The organism is Paracoccus sp. 22332 (genome assembly GCF_052045125.1).
GTDB classification, from domain to species: Bacteria; Pseudomonadota; Alphaproteobacteria; order Rhodobacterales; family Rhodobacteraceae; genus Paracoccus; species Paracoccus haematequi_A.
The window spans coordinates 39,929-59,088 of the sequence record NZ_JBQEOI010000014.1 but is presented as its reverse complement, the minus strand read 5'-3'; the positions used below and the strand labels follow the sequence as shown (position 1 = coordinate 59,088).

At 63.0% G+C, this 19,160-nt stretch carries 15 protein-coding genes; 9 read left to right on the top strand and 6 right to left on the bottom strand.

Translation table 11 applies throughout. From position 1 onward, the window contains the following. Window positions 1–10: 10 nt before the first annotated feature. The 4 genes from ACTJI6_RS14490 to ACTJI6_RS14475 form a co-directional block, all read right to left on the bottom strand. Window positions 11–1,435 carry an oligosaccharide flippase family protein gene (locus tag ACTJI6_RS14490; RefSeq protein WP_440801678.1) on the bottom strand — a complete coding sequence of 475 codons (1,425 nt, stop codon included), beginning with the start codon at window positions 1,433–1,435 and terminating at the stop codon, window positions 11–13. Window positions 1,436–1,614: 179 nt separating this feature from the next. Next, window positions 1,615–2,577, bottom strand: coding sequence for a glycosyltransferase family 2 protein (locus tag ACTJI6_RS14485; protein WP_440801677.1), 963 nt, complete (start codon window positions 2,575–2,577; stop codon window positions 1,615–1,617). Window positions 2,578–2,619: 42 nt separating this feature from the next. Further along, window positions 2,620–3,198 (bottom strand): isopropylmalate isomerase, encoded by a 579-nt coding sequence (locus tag ACTJI6_RS14480; RefSeq protein ID WP_440801675.1) that lies wholly within the window; start codon window positions 3,196–3,198, stop codon window positions 2,620–2,622. Continuing rightward, window positions 3,199–4,203: a replication initiator protein A gene (locus tag ACTJI6_RS14475; RefSeq protein ID WP_440801673.1), complete on the bottom strand. Its 1,005-nt coding sequence runs from the start codon at window positions 4,201–4,203 to the stop codon at window positions 3,199–3,201. It abuts the gene before it with no gap. 442 nt (window positions 4,204–4,645) lie between these two features. Between ACTJI6_RS14475 and ACTJI6_RS14470 the strand changes: the two genes are divergently transcribed. Both ACTJI6_RS14470 and ACTJI6_RS14465 read left to right on the top strand, forming a co-directional pair. Continuing rightward, window positions 4,646–6,022 (top strand): AAA family ATPase, encoded by a 1,377-nt coding sequence (locus tag ACTJI6_RS14470; protein WP_440801671.1) that lies wholly within the window; start codon window positions 4,646–4,648, stop codon window positions 6,020–6,022. A 33-nt stretch (window positions 6,023–6,055) separates the two neighbouring features. Beyond that, entirely contained in the window at window positions 6,056–7,024 is a 969-nt protein-coding gene (locus tag ACTJI6_RS14465) for a ParB/RepB/Spo0J family partition protein (protein WP_440801670.1), read from the top strand. A 36-nt stretch (window positions 7,025–7,060) separates the two neighbouring features. On the opposite strand, the gene ACTJI6_RS14460 is transcribed toward ACTJI6_RS14465, so the two are convergent. Continuing rightward, window positions 7,061–9,997: a right-handed parallel beta-helix repeat-containing protein gene (locus ACTJI6_RS14460; RefSeq protein WP_440801668.1), complete on the bottom strand. Its 2,937-nt coding sequence runs from the start codon at window positions 9,995–9,997 to the stop codon at window positions 7,061–7,063. A gap of 248 nt (window positions 9,998–10,245) precedes the next feature. On the opposite strand from ACTJI6_RS14460, the gene ACTJI6_RS14455 reads away from it, so the two are divergent. From ACTJI6_RS14455 to ACTJI6_RS14425, 7 genes are all read left to right on the top strand, one after another. After that, window positions 10,246–10,713 (top strand): hypothetical protein, encoded by a 468-nt coding sequence (locus ACTJI6_RS14455; RefSeq protein ID WP_440801665.1) that lies wholly within the window; start codon window positions 10,246–10,248, stop codon window positions 10,711–10,713. A gap of 47 nt (window positions 10,714–10,760) precedes the next feature. Continuing rightward, entirely contained in the window at window positions 10,761–11,738 is a 978-nt protein-coding gene (locus tag ACTJI6_RS14450) for a glycosyltransferase family 2 protein (protein WP_440801662.1), read from the top strand. Window positions 11,739–11,746: 8 nt separating this feature from the next. Beyond that, window positions 11,747–13,036, top strand: coding sequence for a glycosyltransferase family 2 protein (locus ACTJI6_RS14445; RefSeq protein ID WP_440801661.1), 1,290 nt, complete (start codon window positions 11,747–11,749; stop codon window positions 13,034–13,036). Window positions 13,037–13,198: 162 nt separating this feature from the next. Then, window positions 13,199–14,437: a class I SAM-dependent methyltransferase gene (locus tag ACTJI6_RS14440; RefSeq protein WP_440801659.1), complete on the top strand. Its 1,239-nt coding sequence runs from the start codon at window positions 13,199–13,201 to the stop codon at window positions 14,435–14,437. A gap of 42 nt (window positions 14,438–14,479) precedes the next feature. Then, on the top strand, window positions 14,480–17,152 hold the full coding sequence (locus ACTJI6_RS14435) for a glycosyltransferase (protein WP_440801657.1): 2,673 nt from the start codon (window positions 14,480–14,482) through the stop codon (window positions 17,150–17,152). Window positions 17,153–17,186: 34 nt separating this feature from the next. After that, complete coding sequence (locus ACTJI6_RS14430) at window positions 17,187–17,891, top strand: hypothetical protein (protein WP_440801656.1); 705 nt, start codon at window positions 17,187–17,189, stop codon at window positions 17,889–17,891. A gap of 50 nt (window positions 17,892–17,941) precedes the next feature. Further along, on the top strand, window positions 17,942–18,676 hold the full coding sequence (locus tag ACTJI6_RS14425) for a CatB-related O-acetyltransferase (protein WP_440801654.1): 735 nt from the start codon (window positions 17,942–17,944) through the stop codon (window positions 18,674–18,676). Window positions 18,677–18,697: 21 nt separating this feature from the next. On the opposite strand, the gene ACTJI6_RS14420 is transcribed toward ACTJI6_RS14425, so the two are convergent. After that, window positions 18,698–19,141 carry an RbsD/FucU domain-containing protein gene (locus ACTJI6_RS14420; protein ID WP_440801653.1) on the bottom strand — a complete coding sequence of 148 codons (444 nt, stop codon included), beginning with the start codon at window positions 19,139–19,141 and terminating at the stop codon, window positions 18,698–18,700. Between the last annotated feature and the right edge of the window lie 19 nt (window positions 19,142–19,160).

Below are 19,160 nucleotides of genomic sequence, written 5' to 3'. Positions count from 1 at the left end.
ATCGGTCTTATCAGCTTCCGTTCGTCCCGAACACGTCTTGCGCCGTCCAGACATCCGTCAGAGCGGGCGCCGTCGCGCGCGACATCAGGACGAAGTCGCGCAGCACTTCCCAGTTTACCCAGATCGCCAGAGCGGCGAAGGCGAGACCGACCAGGGCAAGGACCGCATCCCGGCGCAGGTCGGTGCCGTTGTGGCGGCTGAGGAAGAATTGTTGCAGGGGATAGATGGTGATCACGATCAATCCGCTGACCAGCAGGATGCCGAACAGCCCCAGCAGCCAGAAGCCCACCAGCATATAGACAAGGGTCAGCACGGCCTGGATCACCGTCAGGGTCGCGAAGTCGCGCGAATTCCCCTCGGCCAGCAGAAGCTGCGCGTTGCCCCTGATCAGCGCGCCGGGAAAGGCCATGATCGACAGGATGACCATCATCGGCCCGGCGGCGGCATAGCGCGGGTCGTAAAGCAGCCCGATCAGCCAATCGCCGATCACCGCCAGGCTGCCCGACATGACGATCAACGTGCCTGCCAGCAGCATTCGCGCCCGCCCGATCCGGCGACGGCTCGATGCGCTCTCGGAAGGGCGGATTTCGCGATAAAGGGGGAACAGGATCCGGCTGGCCAGCATATCGCCCAGCATCCCCGGAAAGCTCGCCATGAAGAAGGCGATGTTATAGACCCCCAGATCGCCGAAACCGACCAGCTTGCCCATCAGCACCTTGTCGCTCTGGTTGACGATGAAGCCTGCCAGCGTGCTGAGGAAGATGTAGCGGCCGAACGACATCAGGGCCCGCGCGGCCGACGGATCCCACCGCAGCCGGTTCGGCACGCCCGGCATGAAGACATGTCCGGCCAGCATCCCCAGCAGGCCGCTGAACAGCGAGCCGATCACCAGTGCCCAGACCGAGGGCCAGATCCAGGCAAGGGTCACCATGACCAGAATGCCGACGCATTGGGTGGCGAGACTGATCACGGACTGCTGCCCCAGCCGGAGCTGGCGGTTGGCCACCACGGTCTTGGTGGTCTGGAAACCCGCGATAAGCGCCGTCAGCCCCACGGCCGGCATCAGCGACAGCAGTTGCGGCTCGTTGTAGAATTGGGCTGCGGGCCAGGCCAGCGCGCAGGCGCACAGCCACAGGATCACGCCCCGTCCGATCTGGATCGTCCAGGCGGTATTGAGAAAATCCGGGTCCTCGCCGCGCCGGTTCTGGATGATCGAGGGGCCGATGCCGATGTCGGAAAACATCGCCAGCCCGGTCATGAAGGTCTGGACCAGTGCCATCAGCCCGAATGCTTCGGGAAACAGCAGCCGTGTCAGGATCAGGTTCGAGCCGAGCCGGATCAGCTGCTGCGCGACCGTGGTTCCCAAGCTGATGGCGACGCCGCGCATCGCACGGCTGCGCAGCCCCTCGCCCTGAAAATGTCTCGACAGTTTCAATATCTAAACCCTAGCCGCGTTTTGCGTCCGACATACCACCAGGTCGGCGGGTTCACAGCCTTCTTGAGCCTGGCAAGCAGGATTTTTGGCGCTGCCGGCTCAAATGAGCGATTCCCTCGTTCCGTCCACGGGGCAGGCGATCGCCCAGAGGCCGATACCCCGCGCCCGCCGGGTTCTCGTCATGCAAACAGCAGCGGGCGCATGACCAGCCGGATGAAGTCGCGGAAAAAACCCTTCGGCGCACGAAGCCTGTGGCCGCGCAACGCCGCCAGCGGCGCATTCAGCCCTGCCCCTGCCATCCAGGCCAGGCCTGCCGCGACGGCCCCGGAACGGCCGCGGGTCTTGAGATAGTAAAATCGCCAGGAATCGTACCAATAGGCGGGCTTGGCCTTGCGGACAGGACCGCTCCGAACATCGGTGGCCATGCCTTCGGCATGCCTGACGCGGGCGGCAGGAACATACAGAACCTCATGCCCCGATTTTCGCATGCGAAACATCAACTCGACCTCTTCGTAATAGAGGAAGAAATCCGGGTCGAAGCCATCTAGGGATCGCAGCACCGGCAGGCGCATCATCACTGCCGCGCCCGAAACCCAGTCGACCGGACCGTCGGAATGATCGGCAGGCAGGGCGACCTTGCTGTCCTGGAACAGCCGGGTCAGAGGGCCGAAATTCACCGCCTCGATGAATTCGCTGCGCGCCGAGGGAAAGCGGAAGGCGGCCGAGACCGGCACGCCCGATGGCAGGGCGATCCCCGCCCCCGCCGCTGCCGCCTGCGGTTCCGCATCCAGGCGGTCGGCCAGGATGGCGATCGCGTCGTTTTCCAGTTGCGCGTCGGGGTTCAGCAGGAAGACGTAATCGGGCGGTGCCGGGCTGTCCCACAGCGCGCGCAGAACGACGTTGTTGCCGCGCCCGAAACCGTGATTTTCCTTTTCCAGCCACAGGGTGACGCGCCCCCCCCATCCGCGCGCGGCATGGGCCTCGGCCAGCACTGCGCCGTCCCCGCCGGGCGAGGCGTTGTCCAGCAGATGAACCTGGACCGGATGGGCGCCGTGATCGCGCGCCAGGACGCTGTCCACGGCGGCGATGGCTAGATCGGCGGTTCCATAGTTGACGACGATGACGGCGACGGAAGAAGGCATGATGACGGCTATCGGAACAAGGGCAAGGAACGGGCGGAGGACTTAGCGCCCTGATAGCCGAAAAATCCGCACGGCTCCCAGGGAAATCAGCGCCGGGCCGGACCATTCCAGGGCGGTGTTGGCGCGCAGGCTCAGGACCGGCAGGCCCATGGTCAGGCCCAGAAGCCGGTCGATATGGTGAAAGCCCACGGCGCGCATCAGCACGAAGGTGCAGACGAAAACCATGCCGATCACCGGCAGGGCGCTGCGCGACCAACTGCCGCGAAGCATCCGCAAGAGGACCGCCAGGAAGACCGCCGCCAGCAGGGCCAGCACGATCAGGAAGCCCAGTTGCAGCAGGCGCCGCTGCCCGTACCAGCCCTGCGCCAGGGCCAGGCAGCGCCCGGCCGCCGTCACGGCCGATTGCAGGTCAAGCTGCTTGTTGACGGCAAGCGCCAGCAACAGCAGCAGGGTCAGGCCCCAGAAGGCCCGTTCCCGCGCCCGCGTGGCGGGGGGAAAGCTTGCGCGGCCGGCCCGGAAGGCCAGGGCGGCGGTGGCCAGGTAAACCAGCACCGTCGCCCAGCCCTGCCAGGTCGGATCGCCGATCGTCGGCTGCCACCGCGCGAAGACGCAATCCAGCATTCAGGCGCCCTTCGTCCTGACCCAGCCCAGGAACGCCCGGTCGGCACTGCGCAGCCGGGGCCTGCCGGTCGCCGCCCACCAACCGCGCCATTCCGCCTGAAGCGCATGGACATCGGCGCCGGGCATCAGGGCGCGGACCTGGTCCAGGGTCTCGGGGCGCAGATGCGGGCCTTTGCCCGGCTCGATCACCGAGGCGCGGGGGACGACGCGCAGGATGTCGCCCGGCTCTTCGGACAGGACATAGTCCGGCAGGCGGTTCTCGCGGATCATCTCTCGCAGCATGGCGCGGAAAACGCGGGTCGGGCTGGTCGAGCCGGTCTTCTTGGCCAGGGTGGCGACCGATACGGACCATTCCGCCTGGCGCCCGCAATGCTTGCGCGCCAGCTCGTAGATCCGCCGCTCGAGCGGTTTTCGCATGCGAAAATAATCGCGGCTCAGCGTCAGGACAGACCGGGACAGGACCGCATTGAACAGCCATTCCGACAGGGTGATGGTAACCGAGATCATCCGGCCCGCGCGGGTCTTGCGGACGATCTCCCAGGCCTCGATCAGGCCGAAGCCATGGGTGATGTCCTGACCGCCGGTGACGATGTTGGTGGTGATGCGGGTGCCCGCCAGCCGTTCGAAGGCATCGCGCAGCCGCTTGTAGCCATCGCCCGAGGTTTCGCGTTGGGTGGCCTGCAACAGGTCATGGGCGGTCAGCGACAGCCGGCGCGACACGGCCCGGCCCTGGTTCAGCGCGGCCATCAGCTGGCTGATGCAGAAGATCAGGATATCGGCATCGAAGATCGTCGCCCGGCCCTTGACGCTGGGGGTCACGGTCAGGGTGGCGCCGTTGTGTTCATAGCTCACCACCCGACGGTCGGGCCGCGTGGACAGCGAAAAGATCGGATGTTCCATCGAGGCAAGGTCGTGCTTGGGCACTGCGGCAAAGAAATCGCAGACGAAGAAATCCTGGACAAGGCCCGTCCCGGCCAGTGCCGACGCCTGGGATGATCCGGCCATGCCTCCTTGCCCTTCCTGTCCCATTCCGCGGCCAAGGCCCCCGGCCCGACCGGCTTCGTCGTTTCATTGACGCCATCCTAGTTATCCACAAGCGGCCCGTCCAGCGAGTGCCATCCCCAGGGCGGCGATTGTTTCGGGGGATCGGATTCGCCGCGACGTGGGATCAGAGTCGCCTTATCGTGGGATCGGATTCACCCAAGACCGAAAGAGCCTCGAAAACCGTCCATCAAATCAGCAGGATGCACAGGATCGGGACAGGGTTTCCCGAGGCTTAACTTAATAATAACTGGATTCTAACATGTCAGGGCTGGTGAAATTGCAACAGGGCCGCAGGAAGATGCGGGATTTTTCCGGGAAAACAGCAAAGAGATTACGAAAATCCGTGCATGTATCGACTTTACGGGTATGATACCAAAAAACCGGCACATGAGGCGGATCTGCGATGAGCGGCCAAGACGTTCCCCCCTATTTCAACATCTCGCCCGATCGCGCCCTGTCGATGCTGGACGAGCCGACCGGCACCGAAGGCCTGGCCCGGATCGCTGCCAATTATCGCCGCGGTCGCCAGGATCTGGTCGGCCGCGGCCTGGAGGAAAACGGCACCCGCAAGCTGCGGCTGTTCTCCACCTGGGAGATCACGCGCTATCTGATCCCGGTCGCGCCGCAGCATTTCCGGCGCGTGCTGCGCCAGAACCACGACCTGCCGCAGGGCCGGTCCGAGACCGAGGGCGGCGCCAAGTGGTTCACGCTGGACGAGGTGCAGCGGCTGCGCGCCCATTTCGGCGCCGAAGGGTCGAAGTCCAAGGAATACCTGCCCTATCGGCCCAAGGGCCTCCCCGCCAAGATCGTGGCGATAGCGAATTTCAAGGGCGGCGTCGGCAAGACAAGCACCTGCGCGCATCTGGCGATGTCGGCGGCGCTTGACGGCTACAAGGTGCTGATGATCGACCTGGACAGCCAGGGATCGCTGTCCTCGATCTTCGGGGCGCAGGTCGAGGATGAATGGCAGACCGTCTTTCCGCTGCTGGCGCGCCATTACGCCGAAACGCTGCGCATCGACAATCAGCGCCGCATCGACCGGGGCGACCCGCCGGTGGCCCTGGACGACAGCCTGTCGGATGCGCTGAAGATCACGGCAAGCGACCTGATCCGGTCGACCCATTGGCCGAATATCGACCTGATCGGCGCGCAGTTGAACCTGTATTGGGCGGAATTCCAGATTCCCGTCTGGCGCATGGCCTCGCGCGGGTGGAAGCTGTGGGACGCGCTGACCGAGACGCTGGCCGCCGACGGGGTGCTGGACCGCTACGACCTGATCTTCCTGGATACGCCGCCGGCGCTTGGCTATCTGACCATCAACGGGCTGGCTGCGGCGGATATCGTCCTGGTGCCCTTCGGGGCGTCCTTCCTGGAATTCGAATCCACCGGACGCTTCTTCGACATGCTGCATTCGACCTTCGCCAGCATCGAGGACAGCGAGAACGTCGCCGCCCGCGCCTTGGGCCGGGACGAGCTGCATTTCGAATGGGATGCGGTGCGCGCGGTGATGACGCGATACGATGCGGGCCAGCAGGCGGAACTGGCCGGGCTGATCCAGTCCTATCTGGGATCAACCCTGTCGCCGCACCGGCAGGACTTCACCGCGCTGATCGGCCAGGCCGGCGAACAGGTCCATGGCATCTACGAGGCCGATTACCGCGACTTCAACCGCGAGACCTATGCCCGCGGCCGCGAGACCTTCGACCGCACCTATGCGGCCTTCAAGTCGCTGCTGCTGGGCATCTGGCGGCGCGAGGAACTGGCGAACCGGCATGACTGAGTTTCGCACGCGAAACAATGAGGGGAAAGACTGATGGCCAAACGCAAGCGGCTGAGCGCCTTTGGTATGGTGGCCGGGCACGAGACGGACGGCCATTCGGCCCCCGTTCCCCCCGTGGCGCGCATCGCGGCCGAAACCGCCACCCAGGCCGCCCTGGAGGAACTGGCATCCGAATTGCGCCAGGCCCGCGACAGCGGCCGGCTGGTGCTGGATCTGCCGTTGCCTTCGGTCAAGGCCACGCATCTTCAGCGCGACCGGATGCATATGGACCCCGAGGACATGGCTTCCCTGAAGGCCAGCATCCGCGACCGGGGCCAGCAGGTGCCGGTCGAGGTCGTGGCCCTGTCCGAAGGGCAATATGGGCTGATTTCCGGCGCCCGGCGGCTGGCGGCCTTGACGGCGCTGCATGGCGAAACCGGGGACAGCCGCTTCGCCTCGGTCAAGGCCTTGCTGCGTCCCTTCGAGGCCGCGCCCGAAGCCTATCTGGCCATGGTCGAGGAAAACGAGATCCGCGCCGACCTGTCCTTTTATGAACGCGGCAGGCTGGCCCACGAGGCCGCGCGGCTGGGCGTGTTCGACAGTCCGGCCGCCGCGGTACGGATGCTGTTCCAGCATGCCCCCGCCCCGAAGCGGTCAAAGATCCTGTCCTTCGTGGCCCTGCACGAGGCCTTGGGCGACGCGTTGCGCTTTCCCGAGGCGATTCCCGAAAAGCTGGGACTGGCCCTGGTCAAGGCCATGCAGGGTGATCCCCATCTGGCCGGCCGGTTGCGGGATCGCCTGAAGGCCGCCGCGCCTGACAGCGCCGCCCTGGAACGGCATGTCCTGGAAGCCGCGCTGCGGCCCGATAGCGCGGAAAAAACCCAGCCTCAGCCGGAAAACGCCTTCCAGGATGTCGTCGCAGGAATCCGGTTAAAGACAAGCCCCGGCCGGGCTGTTCTGACCGGACGGGGCGTAACCGAAGCGTTCCTGCGCGACCTGCATGATTGGCTTCAGGCGCGGTAGAGTTTCGCACGCGAAAGTTTCGCGCGCGAAAGCTTATCAGATGGGATCGTCCGTCACCTGCGGCATGGCAGCCTGAAGATTGGACCACAAGGTTTTCAGGACCGCATCCTGGGTATAGTCGATGAAATCGGCGTCGCCGGAACTGCCGGAGCGGATCTGCCCGCTGCCCTTGCCTGCGTCGCCGACCACCAGGACCACTTCGTCCCTGACATAATCGACCCGGATCAGGGCGTCCTGGTTCTTGGCAAGGCCGGTGACGGCGATGTCGTCGAAGGATCCGATGATCTGGTCGGCGTCGATCAGCGTCCAGGTGCCGCCCTTCTGGGTGTTCAGACCTGCCAGGTCGATCTTCAGATCCCCATCCAGGCGGATGCCCGAGGTGACCTTCGAGGTGTCGAAGGCGCCGGAATAGAATTCCGAGATCTTGCCCAGCCCGGTCGCGTTGGCGACAAAGGACAGGGTCGCGTCGTCATGCAGTTGCAGGGTGGCCGTCTTGCCGTCGCCGCCATCGAAACCGACCTTGGCCTTGCCGCCGGTGATCTTCAGGCTGCTGCCGGCTGCCAGGTCGAAGCGCGCGCCGGACGTGGCCAGCAGAAGTTGCGCATCCTGGGTCGCCTCGATCGCGGTCTTGCCCGCGAAAGTGCCGGTATTGGCAAGCCGCCCGCCCGCAAGCTCGACCGACAGCAGGTCGGTGTCGCGATAGCCGTCGATCCAGACCTGGCCCGCATTGTCGATCTGCAGCAGGTTGCCGGTCTTGCCGGTCGAGATGTCGCCGGTGATCTCCAGCTTGCCCGAGGTCGCCTTCAACTGGCCGAAATTGCCGAAGATGAAGTCGTCGACGGTCACGGTCTCGGCCCCGAACAGGACGCGGTTGCCGCCCAGATCGACGCTGTCGCCGTCCTGGGTGCCCGGCAGATCCTCGGTCGACCAGTTCAGCCGGTTGTCCCAGCGGAAGCCGTCGGCCCGGTCGTCGGGCGTGAAGCGCACGACCTCGGCGGTGTCGCGCAGGGTGGTGTCCAGGCCGAAACCCTTGCGGAAGAAGGCATTGATCACATCGGCATCGACGACCTTGTCCAGCTTGCCGTCGGCCTGGGCGCGCAGATAGTTTGCCAGGTCGGAAATCGTGGCGGTCTTCTTGCCCAGCAGGTCGGCGGTGAAGTTCTGGATGGTCGTCTGGTCCAGAACCGTCTTGGAAAGCCCGGCCGTGTTCAGCACCGTCCCGGCCTTTCCGCCGCTGGTCCAGTTATAGACGATGGTGTCGTTCACGAAGCCATCGGTACTGGCCAAGGCCGTATGGACGATCTTCTTGATCGCCTGTTCGGCTTTGTTGTTGGGGTCGGCCAGGTGGGCAACAATGTTGCCGATCAGCGAACTCTGCTTGCCGACATTGTCGATGCCCATCGACAGTGCGCCATCCAGGATCGAAAGCTGCCTGTATCCGGCCGAGGTGACGATATTGCCCAAAGCCAGGGTATAGTTTTTGCCATCAAAGAAGTTCAGGCCGGCATTGTTGTCGATGAAGGCATTGTTCTCGATGACGCCGCCCGGACGGATCTGGGCGCCGAAGGAAGAGCCGCGCATGAAGATGTTGTCGCGCACCGTCACGTCAAGGTTGTCGTTCTGGACATAGAGGTTGTGGTTGAACTTGCTGGGCGGCATCGCACCCGAGATGGACATGGACGGGTTGTATCCGTCGGCCCAGCCGTTGTGGTCGAAGAAGTTGCCGTCCAGGAAAACGCCGTCGCTATTCGCTACATAGACGCCGGCGATCTTGTTCGCGCCCGCATCCCAGACCTTTCCACCGTTGAGCGGCTTCAGGCGTGCCACGTCGATGATATCGGAATCGACCAGCGAGAAGTTCTTGACGTTCTCCACGGACATCCCGTCCAGGGTGACGCTGATATTGTCGAACAGCAGGTTCTCGCCCAGCAGCGCATTGACATTCGTCGTGTCGATATTCTGGATGACGACGTGGCTCACCGGGCTCTGAAAGATCTTGATCGTCCCCCTGATCAGCGGATCGTCCCCCTGGCCATAGGCGCCGATATACATCGGGTTCAGCGCGCTCTCGCCCGAGGCGCCGCGGGCCACGACCTGGTTGACATCCCCATAGTCATAACCGCGCTCGAACAGCAGCCAGTTCGAATTCGGGCCGACCGAGCGCCCGGTCGAGGCATACCACAATTCCATGCCGATCTTGGTATCCAGGGCCTTGTCGGGCGTGGCGCCGTATTCGGGATGCTCCAGCAGCCACTTCCCCGTGACCTTGCTGACAGCGATGCCTTCGGCCTTCGCGATTTCCGCAGCCGTCAGGCCGTGGGCACCTTCGGTCACATAGACCTTGCGGTGGTTCTCGCCATGCTCGACCACGGCGCGGCCATCCGCGCCGGTTTCCAGCATGTAGAAATCGCCCTTGCCCCAGCCGTCCGATTCCTGGCCCGCGACCACGTCGACCTTGGCCTGGACCTGCTGGGTCTTGCCGTTCTGATAGGTGATCTCATAGCTGAAGGCGGTATCGGACTGATTGTCCGGATCCTCGCTCAGGACCAGGGACAGGGTCTTGTCGGGATTGACGCTGACATGGCCATGGCTGGTCTGGGACAGGATCTTGATGCTGGCGATCCCGCTGTCCGTCGGTTCGATCGTCAGGACGCGGCCTGCCTCGGCGGTCAGGTTTTCGGTGCGCGAGGGCAGGGGCGTGGGATCGGGATCCGGCGTCGGGACGACGGGCGGCTCGGGTTCCGGCGTTGCAGGCGGTTGAAAACCGGTCTGCTTGTAATAGTCACTCATCGCCTGACCCAGAAAGCCCGACGAGGCGGTGATATCCGGCAGGGCGATGGCCTTGGTGCTGGTCACCGCGGTCGGCACGACGATCTGCGAGGCGTCCTGGACCTCTAGTTCCTGGACACGGGACGCAGTGCCGGTGGATCCGATCAGTCCGGGCAGGGCAACAAGCAGATCGCGCAGCAGCATTCGATGAATTCCTTTGGTAGCGGCATGGAGAAAGCGAACTAATCGGTACAGTTCACGATGGCTGCCGGTGTGTAGAAAGGATTCACACGCACAGGTAGAGAAAAAGTTAACGTCGGCGAATTCCTGCCCTTGCCGTTGCGTCACTTTCCATCTTGGCCATCCTGAAACGGCTTCGGGACGATTGCGGATCGCCCCTTGGCGGAAACGGGTTTCTTGCAGGACGGGATCGTTCTTGGCATGAATGGAACATGATCGCCCGTGAAGAAAACCTGTTGGCCACGGAAGGGCCAGCTCTTTTTCTGGTTAAAGTAAAGAATCTTTGTAACAATAGCTTAGATGAAGACTTCAAGGAGCCTGAAAGGCGGGCGAGGTCGGCTTCTGGGATGCTTGGAAAGTCTGGGACAGACCTGCGGGACCGATTGTCCCGATTGCGCGAACACTGGGGAAAAAGCGCGATTTTCAGGCAGTATGAAGCTGTCGGACGTTTTCAGCCGATTTGCAACTTTCGGTTGACTGGCTATGCGGGTCACAACTTTGCAAGCCGGAAATCCGGCCCGAATCCTGGCGCGTGCTTCATTTTCCGCCGCCAGGCTGCGTTGGACATCGTCTGGTGGGCGGGTGAAAAGCGCGCGAAATCCCTGATCCTGCAAGATGGGTTGCATGCCCTGCCCGCCATCAAGACAGCGGTTGTATCGGTCGGGCTTTTGGGCCAGTGATGCGGCGCAATCCGGCCCGCATCGGGCTGCTTTCGGGCCGTGGCACCATGACAGACACCGACCTGACCATCGTCATTCCGGTCTTCAACGCGGTCGCTCATCTGGATGACCTGAACGAGACCATCCGGTCCATTCCCGGCCTGCGAATCCAGGCGATCTATGTCGATGACGGGTCCACGGATGGCAGCGATGCCTGGATCCGGAATCTTGCCCTGGACTGTGCCGATACCCTGGCGCTGTTCCAGCCGGTGAATGCCGGGGCAGGGCAGGCGCGCAATCTGGGCTGGAACCATGCGCGGGGCCGCTATGTGCTGTTCTTCGATGCCGATGACCGGCTGCACGGCGACGTCATCGCCCCCACGATCGCGCGCATGGACGCCGAACCCGATCTTGACGTGGCTGTCCTGGCCTATCGCAGCGAACGCCAGGACATCGCCCATTCCACCGGCATGCTTCCCAAGGACTCTGCTGCGTTCGAGGCGTTGCTGAAGGGCGCGCCGGATGCCTGCGGGTCGCCCGAGGATTTCGCCCGATTGCTGGTCATTACCAACTATCCCTGGAACAAGATCATGCGCACCGCCCGTTATCGGCAGACAGGCCTGCGCTTTGGCGCGACGCGCGTGAACAACGACATCCTGGGCCACTGGCATGCGCTGATGTATCCGCGCCGGATCCTGCTGTCGCGGGCCGAGATCTGCACCCATGTCGTTCACCCCGGCGGTTCGAACCTGACCAACCAGCAGGGCGTCCTGCGATTGCAGATGTTCGATGCCCTGGACGAGCTTTACGACCTGCTGCTGTCGGAACCGGACCTGCGCCGCCAGTATGCGCATTTCTTCTGGGGCTTCGTGCTGACCCTGTACAAATGGGCGCGCGACAAGATCGCCCCCGAGGCGCGCAGCCGTTATAACCGGCGCATGGACGACCTGATTGCCCGCATCGACCTGGTGGACTTCGCCAGGATGCGCAATGGCCGCGCCCCAGGGGTCGCATCCGAACTGTCCGACATCCTGCTGAACAGGTAGAATTCCCCTTGCCCAAACTTTCGGTCATCGTCACCGCCTACAACATCGAAAGCTATATCGCGCAGTGCTTGGACAGCGTGATCGGCCAGACCATGACCGATATCGAGATCATCGTGGTCGATGACGGATCGACCGACAGCACGGCTCAGATCATCCGCGATTATGCCGGGCGCGACGACCGGATCCGGCCGATCCTGTTTGAAAGGAACACCATCGGCGGCGTCGCCTCGGCGGCGAATGCGGGGCTGGATGCGGCGACCGGCGATTATGTGGGATTCGCCGATGGCGACGACATCTGCGACACCGACATGTTCCGCAGGCTTTATCAGGCAGCGGTCGCGGCGGACGCGGATCTGGCGATGTGCCAATACCGGCTGCTCGACGAACAGACCGGGGTCTTGGCGGAACCTGCCGACAGCCACCGCTGGGCCGACATCGGGGCGACCGCCATCCGGGATCTGGAAGGCGACCCCGAAGGCGCGAACCGCAAGTGGCTTCTGGAATTCGTCGCGGTGCCCTGGCGCAAGATCTATCGCCGCGCCATGCTGGAGCGCGAGGCGATCCGTTTTCCGGTCGGCGACTACTTCTATGAGGATAATCCCTTCCACTGGTTCGCGGTCCTGTCGGCCAACCGGGTGGCGCTTGTTCCGCAGGCGCTGTGCCATCACCGGGTGGCGCGGGTCGGTCAGACCATGGCCACGGTCGACGACCGCCTGCTGAAGATCTTCGACCACGAAGCGACGATCCGCGCCTGGCTGAAATCGCATGGCCGCGACGATGTCTATGCGCCCGCCCTGCTGACCTGGGTGCTGGCGCAACTGTCCTGGGTCAGCCTGCGCGCCGAGGGAGAGATGCAGCGCAGGCTGTTCGACAAGCTGGTCCCGATCGTGCAGGGCTATTCGGACGGCGTCGTGGACGGCGTGGCGCAGGGCCATGTCCGGGGGAACCGTGCCGTGACCATGCTGCACGCCCTGCGGCGCAAGGACTTTGCCACGTTTTCGCGGGCGGCGGGCTATCGCCTGGCGGAAAAGTCGCTGATCGGCCTGGGTCTTCATCATCTGCGCCATACGGGCCTGCGCCACACCGCCGGGATCACCGCCCGCTTCCTGCGCAGCCGCCTGTCGCGCGGCCGCGCGGCCATGGCCGCCTATTCCCTGCCGGTTCCGAAGGGACGGCTGACGACGAAGCTGTCGGACATCCAGTTCTCCCTGGCGATCCTGCAACGCCGCCTGGATTCGCTGGAGCAGGAATTGCGCCAGTTGCGCCAAGACAGCCCCAAGGATGACGACCGGGCCTGAAGACGACGGCCTGCATCAAGAAGCAGGATTTGGTTAGTTACTGTTTTCCTTAGCTAATAATCCGATGCAGCTCGGGGAGAAAAGGCAGCTAATTGAACATGCCACCCCGCATTGCTACTACCCAGCGCGCCCATGTGGCCACAGGATATCAGGATCTGATTCATGAAAATCACACAGGCGACCATGACTCCGCCGGCCCCAGAGGACAGGGCTTTTCTGTCTTCGGTGATCAAGCCGATGCTGGTGCGCCCGCGTTTCCTGGAAGAATCCGATCTTCTTCTTCATGTCCCTTTCCTGTTCTGGCTGATGGCGAATGTGCGCCCGGCTAAAAGCACGGTCGTCGGCATCGGCAAGGGCGTGGCCTATCTGGCAATCTGCCAGGCAATCGAGGAGTTTTCGATTCAGGGCCGTTGCAGCGGCTTCGGCTTTGGGGACAATTCGGAAAACACGCCAAATCCTGTACCGAAGACATTCGATAATGATGCCGAAACGCTGTATGAAGGCATAGCGGATCTGCGGGTTCATGCGACGCTGGAGGAGGCGCTGTCAAATATTCAGCCGGGAAGCCTGGATCTTTTATTTGTCGATCTTTGCGAACTGGCACGGGACAAGGGATCCGATCCGGCGGACTGGACGGAAAAACTTGCGCCTGGGGGGTGCCTGGTCGTCCATGGCCTGGGCGAAGCCGACGAGGCCATGCTGTTCCTGAAAAGGAAAGTCGAGGATTTTCCCGGTCATTCCCTGCTCTTCTTCGATTTCGGGGCGGGCCTTGCGGTTATTCTGAAGAACGACATCATCACCGATGCGGCTCGGGATTTCCTTGCTCTGGGCGGGAACGGCAGCCCTCGCAGGGCGGACAGCCTGTTGTTGCGGCGCCTGGGGCAGGGTCTGGCTGCCATGGCCCGAAACGGGAATATCGCCCGGCGGCTTGACGCGGTTCAGAAAGAATATGCCGCAGTGCAGACCCGCCATGACAAGGCGGAACAGGACCTGGTGGCATTGAACGACGCCTATGAGGCACGAAACCGGAAGATCTGGGAACTTCAGGCGACGAATTTCGATCGAGAAAACGAAAACAGGAACCTTCAGAAACACCAGCAGGTCTTGAGCGATTCCGTGTCCGCCCTCAGGTCGGCCCTGGAGACGATCCAGAAGGAAAAGGACAGCGTTGCCGAAGTCCTGACGGAAAGGCTGAGGCAGGAAAAGGACAGCCACTACCGCGAAACCGGAATTCTGACCAAGCTTCTGGAACAGAAGGGCGATGGCGGGCAGGGCGAACTGGCGATGCTGCGCAGGCAGGTCAAGCAGCTGTCCGACCATAATGCCGCCCTTTTATCCAGCACGTCCTGGCGCATTACCGCCCCCATACGGAAAATAAAATCGAAGCTGACCGGCAAGTGAAATCCCGCCGCCGTCGCTAAAGACATCTTCATCGGTAGAACCATGAAAAACAAAGTGTTCAACGCCAATCTCTATGCCCGGCATTATCCCGATGTCGCGCTCAGCGGGCTTTCCCCGCGGGCTCATTACGAACGCTATGGCAGGCTTCTGGGCCGCGATCCCGCGCCGCGGCCGGTGTCGGGGCAGCCTGTCGAAAGCATATCGCATGACGACCCGGCCTTCCTGGACAGGCTCTATGCGATCGGACCCATCGAAAGCGACAGCCCGGCCGTCCACGAGGAATTGGTTTCGATCATCATCCCCAGCTATAACAATGAAGGGCTGATTGCCCGCGCCATCCATTCCGCCCTGTCCCAGGACGGCGTGGATGTCGAAATCCTGGTGATCGACGACGGATCCACCGATGGATCGGTTTCGGTCGCCCGGCGGATTTCGGAAACCTGGTCCCAGGTCCAGGTCATATCGCTGCTGCGCAATTTCGGTTGCTATTATGCGCGCAACATCGGATTGATGAATGCGAAGGGCGATTACCTGACCATCATCGACAGCGACGACATCATGCCACCGGACCGCATCCTGCGGCAGATGGATGCGCTGAAGAAAAACCCCCAGGCCATGGCCTGCCGGGGGCAGCAGCGCCGCTGGTCCGCCGACTATCGTGAAGCCCTCTCGGAACTGAAACCGGGCGAGAACAGCCTGCTGTGGAAGCGCGAGGTCCTGGTGGGCAAGGGCTGGTACGATACCGTCCGCTACAGCGGGGATATCGAATTCCGATACAGGATCCAAAGGAACTTCGGCCTGGATGCGATCATCACCATGCCGGACGAACTGTATTACACCCGCACCCTTGGCGATTCGCTGACCACGAACAAGAAAAGCGGGGTCTATGCTTTCCAGGACGGCGTCCTGGAGACGCGGATTTCCGCCCCGCGCCGCCTTTACGACGACAATTTCACCGCCTGGCAAAAGCAGAACAAGCCTCCGAAGGACGGGATGAAGGGCGACATCCATATCGGCTTTCCGCTTTCGAAACGCCCCTTCGCCTTGGGCGAGCCGCAGCAGAACGCCTCTCCGTCACTGGGACAGCGCATGGTGGGCGCCATGGCCAGTTTTCCGGCCCGTCGCGAGGTTCTGCAATCCAGCATCGCATCCATTCTGCCGCAGCTGGACGAACTGGTTCTGTACCTGAACGACTATGACGATGTGCCGGACTTTGCCCGCCATCCGAAGATCCGCGTCACCCGCAGCCAGGACGCCGCCGGGGATCTGCGGGACAACGGCAAGTTTCATGACCTCCCCCAAGGCGACGATGCCTATATCTTCACCCTGGACGACGATCTGATCTATCCGCCCGATTATGTGGCCAGGATGGTGCATGCCATCGAGATGCTGGGCAGGTCCTCGGTGGTGGGCGTCCATGGGGTGATCTTCCCGGAAGGGGAATTCAACGATCTTGCCCAGAGAACCGTCTTTACCTTCTACCGGAAAGCGAACGGCCATTTCGTCGATCTTCTGGGGACGGGAACGACGGCCTGGCACAGTTCGACCCTGAAGGTCGGGTTGAAGGATTTCCAGACCAAGGGGGTCTGCGACCTGTGGTTCGCGGTCGCCGCGGCGCGGGCGGGCGTTCCATTCTATTCGCTGCCGCGCGAGGACCAGTGGCTGAAGGAAAACGCAAGATTTGAAGTCAGTCTGTGGAACGAGGCGCGGAAACGGCCCGAAAAATATTTCGGCACCTATCACGCGCACCTGGGCCCGGAACTGGAAAAGGGGCTGGTCCGCTGCCGGATGGAAGCCCATCTTGCGCGCGGCTTCGATGCCGACACCCTTGCCGCCGCAGGCATCGACCTGGTGTCGATCAAGACCGGAAACACCCCTGTTCCGCTGACGACACGCCGCCAGGTGGCCTTCAAGGGCCTGCCCGACCCGCGCCCGGATGTCCGGGCGGACGGTTCGGTGCATTTCCACATCGTCGTCAACGGCTGGAACTGCCGCGATTATGTCCCCGCCTGCCTCAGATCCATCGCGACCCAGCAGCCGGGGAACTATACCTATGAAACGACCCTGGTCGACGACGGATCGGATGACGGCACCTATGAACGGCTGGCGGCCTCGGCGATCCTGCCCGATGCCCGGCTGATCCGGGTCCGCGCCAACATGGGGCCGGCCCATGCACGGCATGTCGGCATCGTCGACATCCCCGATCCTAACACCGTCGTCGTCCTGGTCGACATGGACGATTCTCTGGAACCGCAGGCCCTGCGGGTCGTCGCCGAACGCTATGCGGCCAATCCCGCCTGCCTGATGACCATCGGAAACTGGCACGACCAGAACGGCAAGAGAAATCCCCAGGATTTCTACAGCGCCCCGGAAATCGACGGTCAGACATTGCGCGATGTCGAGCTTTTCAATGCGACCCATCTGCGCACCTTCCGGCGCGTCCTCTATGACGCGATCACCCCCGAGGATCTGCTGGACCAGCACGGAAAATGGATCGAGACCTGCACCGATGTCGCGCTGATGTATCCCCTGCTTGACCAATGCTGGTCGAACGAGGTCGAATTCATTTCCGAACCGATCTATCGATACAATCGGCAGCACAGCACCGGCACCCTTGCGCGGTTCGGCAAGCCGCATAAGGTCGAAAGGCTTGCATGGTTGAAGGCAAAGCCGAAAAAGCCCCGCCTCAATCCGCGGCAGGATCAACGGAATTGAAAAATTCCGGGAACAAGGACACGCGTTCCTTTTCATGACGAATGCCGGGGGGGGAATCTTGGCGGCGGAAACGATAAACTGGCCGAAGGTCACGCTTCCCCCGGATGAAAGGAAGCTGCTGGAAAGGACGTATTCCACAGCGCGGGTCATTCTGGAATACGGATCCGGGGGATCGACCGTTCTTGCCGCGCACCAGCCGGGCACGCTGACATTCAGCGTGGAAAGCGACCGGACCTGGGCCAGAAACCTGCAACGCCTGTTCGACCGTTCGGACGTTGCCGCGCCGCCGATCCTGTATCATGTCGATATCGGCGAAACCGGCCGCTGGGGCCGTCCGCTCGACGACCGCAAATGGAAGAATTTCCATCGCTACCCCCTGTCGATCTGGCTCGAGCCGTTCTTTCGCCACCCCGATGTGGTCCTGATCGACGGGCGCCTGCGGCCTGCCTGCTTCGTGGCGACCTGCCTGCACATCCAGAAACCGGTGACGGTGCTGTTCGACGATTATGCGGACCGCCCCAGCTATCACATCGTGGAAACCCTGGCGAAGCCCGTGGAAACGGTCGGCCGCATGGCCCGATTCGTGATCGGCCCCCAGCAATGGCCGGTCTGGATCCATGCCCTTCTGAACGAGCTTTGCACCAGGATGACCTATCCCGTCTCGACCCACGGGCACGACGCGCCGTCCTATGACGTGATGCGCAGCAACGTCCTGACGCAGGCGGGACTGCTGCTTTGACATGGCGACGGCCTGTCTTTACCACGGGCATCCTGACACGGGGCCAGGCCATGAACCTTCAGGACAAGCGCGACCTTTTCCTTGCCGGGGCGCTTGTCGCCGACCGCGCTCTTGCCGCCGCGGATCTGCCCGCCGTCGGGGTGGGGCAGGCGGCCTTCCTGAAGAACATCCTGTTCGAGACGGGCGCAAGCGTCCAGTCTCCGGCGCTGCCGGCGCGGGCGAGGGGCTTCTTCGGGGCCTTCAGCTATATGAACAACGGGGGCTATCTGCGGCATCGGGTCTTTGTCGGCCGGTTTTGCAGCATCGGGCGGCGCGTGACCATCGGGGCGGGAATCCATGCCACCACCGGGCTTTCCACCAGCCCGGCCCTGTCGGGGGGCCATGCGCTCGACTGCTATTCGGCGGATGAGCGGGCGCGGCTGGGCCTGGGCGATCCGCCCCGCAAGGCTCCGGTCACCCGGATCGGCTGCGATGTCTGGATCGGCGACGGCGCCGTCGTCATGCCGGATGTGACCGTGGGCGATGGCGCGGTGATCGGCGCCAATGCCGTCGTCACCCGCGACGTGCCCCCCTATGCCATCGTCGGAGGGGTTCCGGCCAGGGTGCTGAAATTGCGCTTTCCCGATCCCTTGATCGAGGCCCTGCTGGCGACGCGGTGGTGGGATCATCCCCAGGACGTGCTGAAGGCCCTGCCCTTGGGCAACATCCTTGCCTGCCTGGACAGGCTGGCCCAACTGGGGCCGCCGGGCGATGACAGCTATGAAACCTTCCGCTGCACGGGATGACGGCGGGGCGGCGGTGCCGCCTTAGACCGTGCCCTTGACCAGGATCACGTTGCCATGCGGCCGGTTGTCCTGGGTCTGCACGATGACATGGCTTTGCAGCGCCATCGCCATGAAGGTGTCGCGGTCGGCCGACTGGATGGCGGTGCCCGCCGCCTCGATGATCGGGATGGTTTCTTCCAGGGCTTCGGGAATGAAATCCGGCTCGTCGTCGACCTGCATGATCGTCGCCGCGCAATCGACCCGCTTGTCCAGCGGCAACAGGCTGAGGATCGCGCGCAACGTGTCGCCCGTGCGCGCGGAAATCGTGATGACCCGTTTATAGGGAAGCTGCGCCGCGACCGTATAGGCTGGAAAGGCCCGTTCGACAATGGCGATGGATTCGCCTTCGCCCATCATGGCCATGGCATGAAGGAGATCGGGTTCGATCCGGTTGTGAATACCCTTGAGCACGTCGCGTCCCGCCATTTTCCAGAAATCCTGTCAT

Excerpts from the sequence above, each read along its gene's own strand:
- ACTJI6_RS14470 (WP_440801671.1), top strand. The coding sequence starts at position 4,646 with ATGAGCGGCCAAGACGTTCCCCCCTATTTCAACATCTCGCCCGATCGC.
- ACTJI6_RS14465 (WP_440801670.1), top strand. The coding sequence starts at position 6,056 with ATGGCCAAACGCAAGCGGCTGAGCGCCTTTGGTATGGTGGCCGGGCAC.
- ACTJI6_RS14450 (WP_440801662.1), top strand. The coding sequence starts at position 10,761 with ATGACAGACACCGACCTGACCATCGTCATTCCGGTCTTCAACGCGGTC.
- ACTJI6_RS14425 (WP_440801654.1), top strand. The coding sequence starts at position 17,942 with ATGAACCTTCAGGACAAGCGCGACCTTTTCCTTGCCGGGGCGCTTGTC.
- ACTJI6_RS14480 (WP_440801675.1), bottom strand. The coding sequence starts at position 3,198 with ATGCTGGATTGCGTCTTCGCGCGGTGGCAGCCGACGATCGGCGATCCG.
- ACTJI6_RS14435 (WP_440801657.1), top strand. The coding sequence starts at position 14,480 with ATGAAAAACAAAGTGTTCAACGCCAATCTCTATGCCCGGCATTATCCC.
- ACTJI6_RS14420 (WP_440801653.1), bottom strand. The coding sequence starts at position 19,141 with ATGGCGGGACGCGACGTGCTCAAGGGTATTCACAACCGGATCGAACCC.
- ACTJI6_RS14455 (WP_440801665.1), top strand. The coding sequence starts at position 10,246 with ATGATCGCCCGTGAAGAAAACCTGTTGGCCACGGAAGGGCCAGCTCTT.
- ACTJI6_RS14475 (WP_440801673.1), bottom strand. The coding sequence starts at position 4,203 with ATGGCCGGATCATCCCAGGCGTCGGCACTGGCCGGGACGGGCCTTGTC.
- ACTJI6_RS14430 (WP_440801656.1), top strand. The coding sequence starts at position 17,187 with ATGACGAATGCCGGGGGGGGAATCTTGGCGGCGGAAACGATAAACTGG.
- ACTJI6_RS14440 (WP_440801659.1), top strand. The coding sequence starts at position 13,199 with ATGAAAATCACACAGGCGACCATGACTCCGCCGGCCCCAGAGGACAGG.
- ACTJI6_RS14460 (WP_440801668.1), bottom strand. The coding sequence starts at position 9,997 with ATGCTGCTGCGCGATCTGCTTGTTGCCCTGCCCGGACTGATCGGATCC.
- ACTJI6_RS14485 (WP_440801677.1), bottom strand. The coding sequence starts at position 2,577 with ATGCCTTCTTCCGTCGCCGTCATCGTCGTCAACTATGGAACCGCCGAT.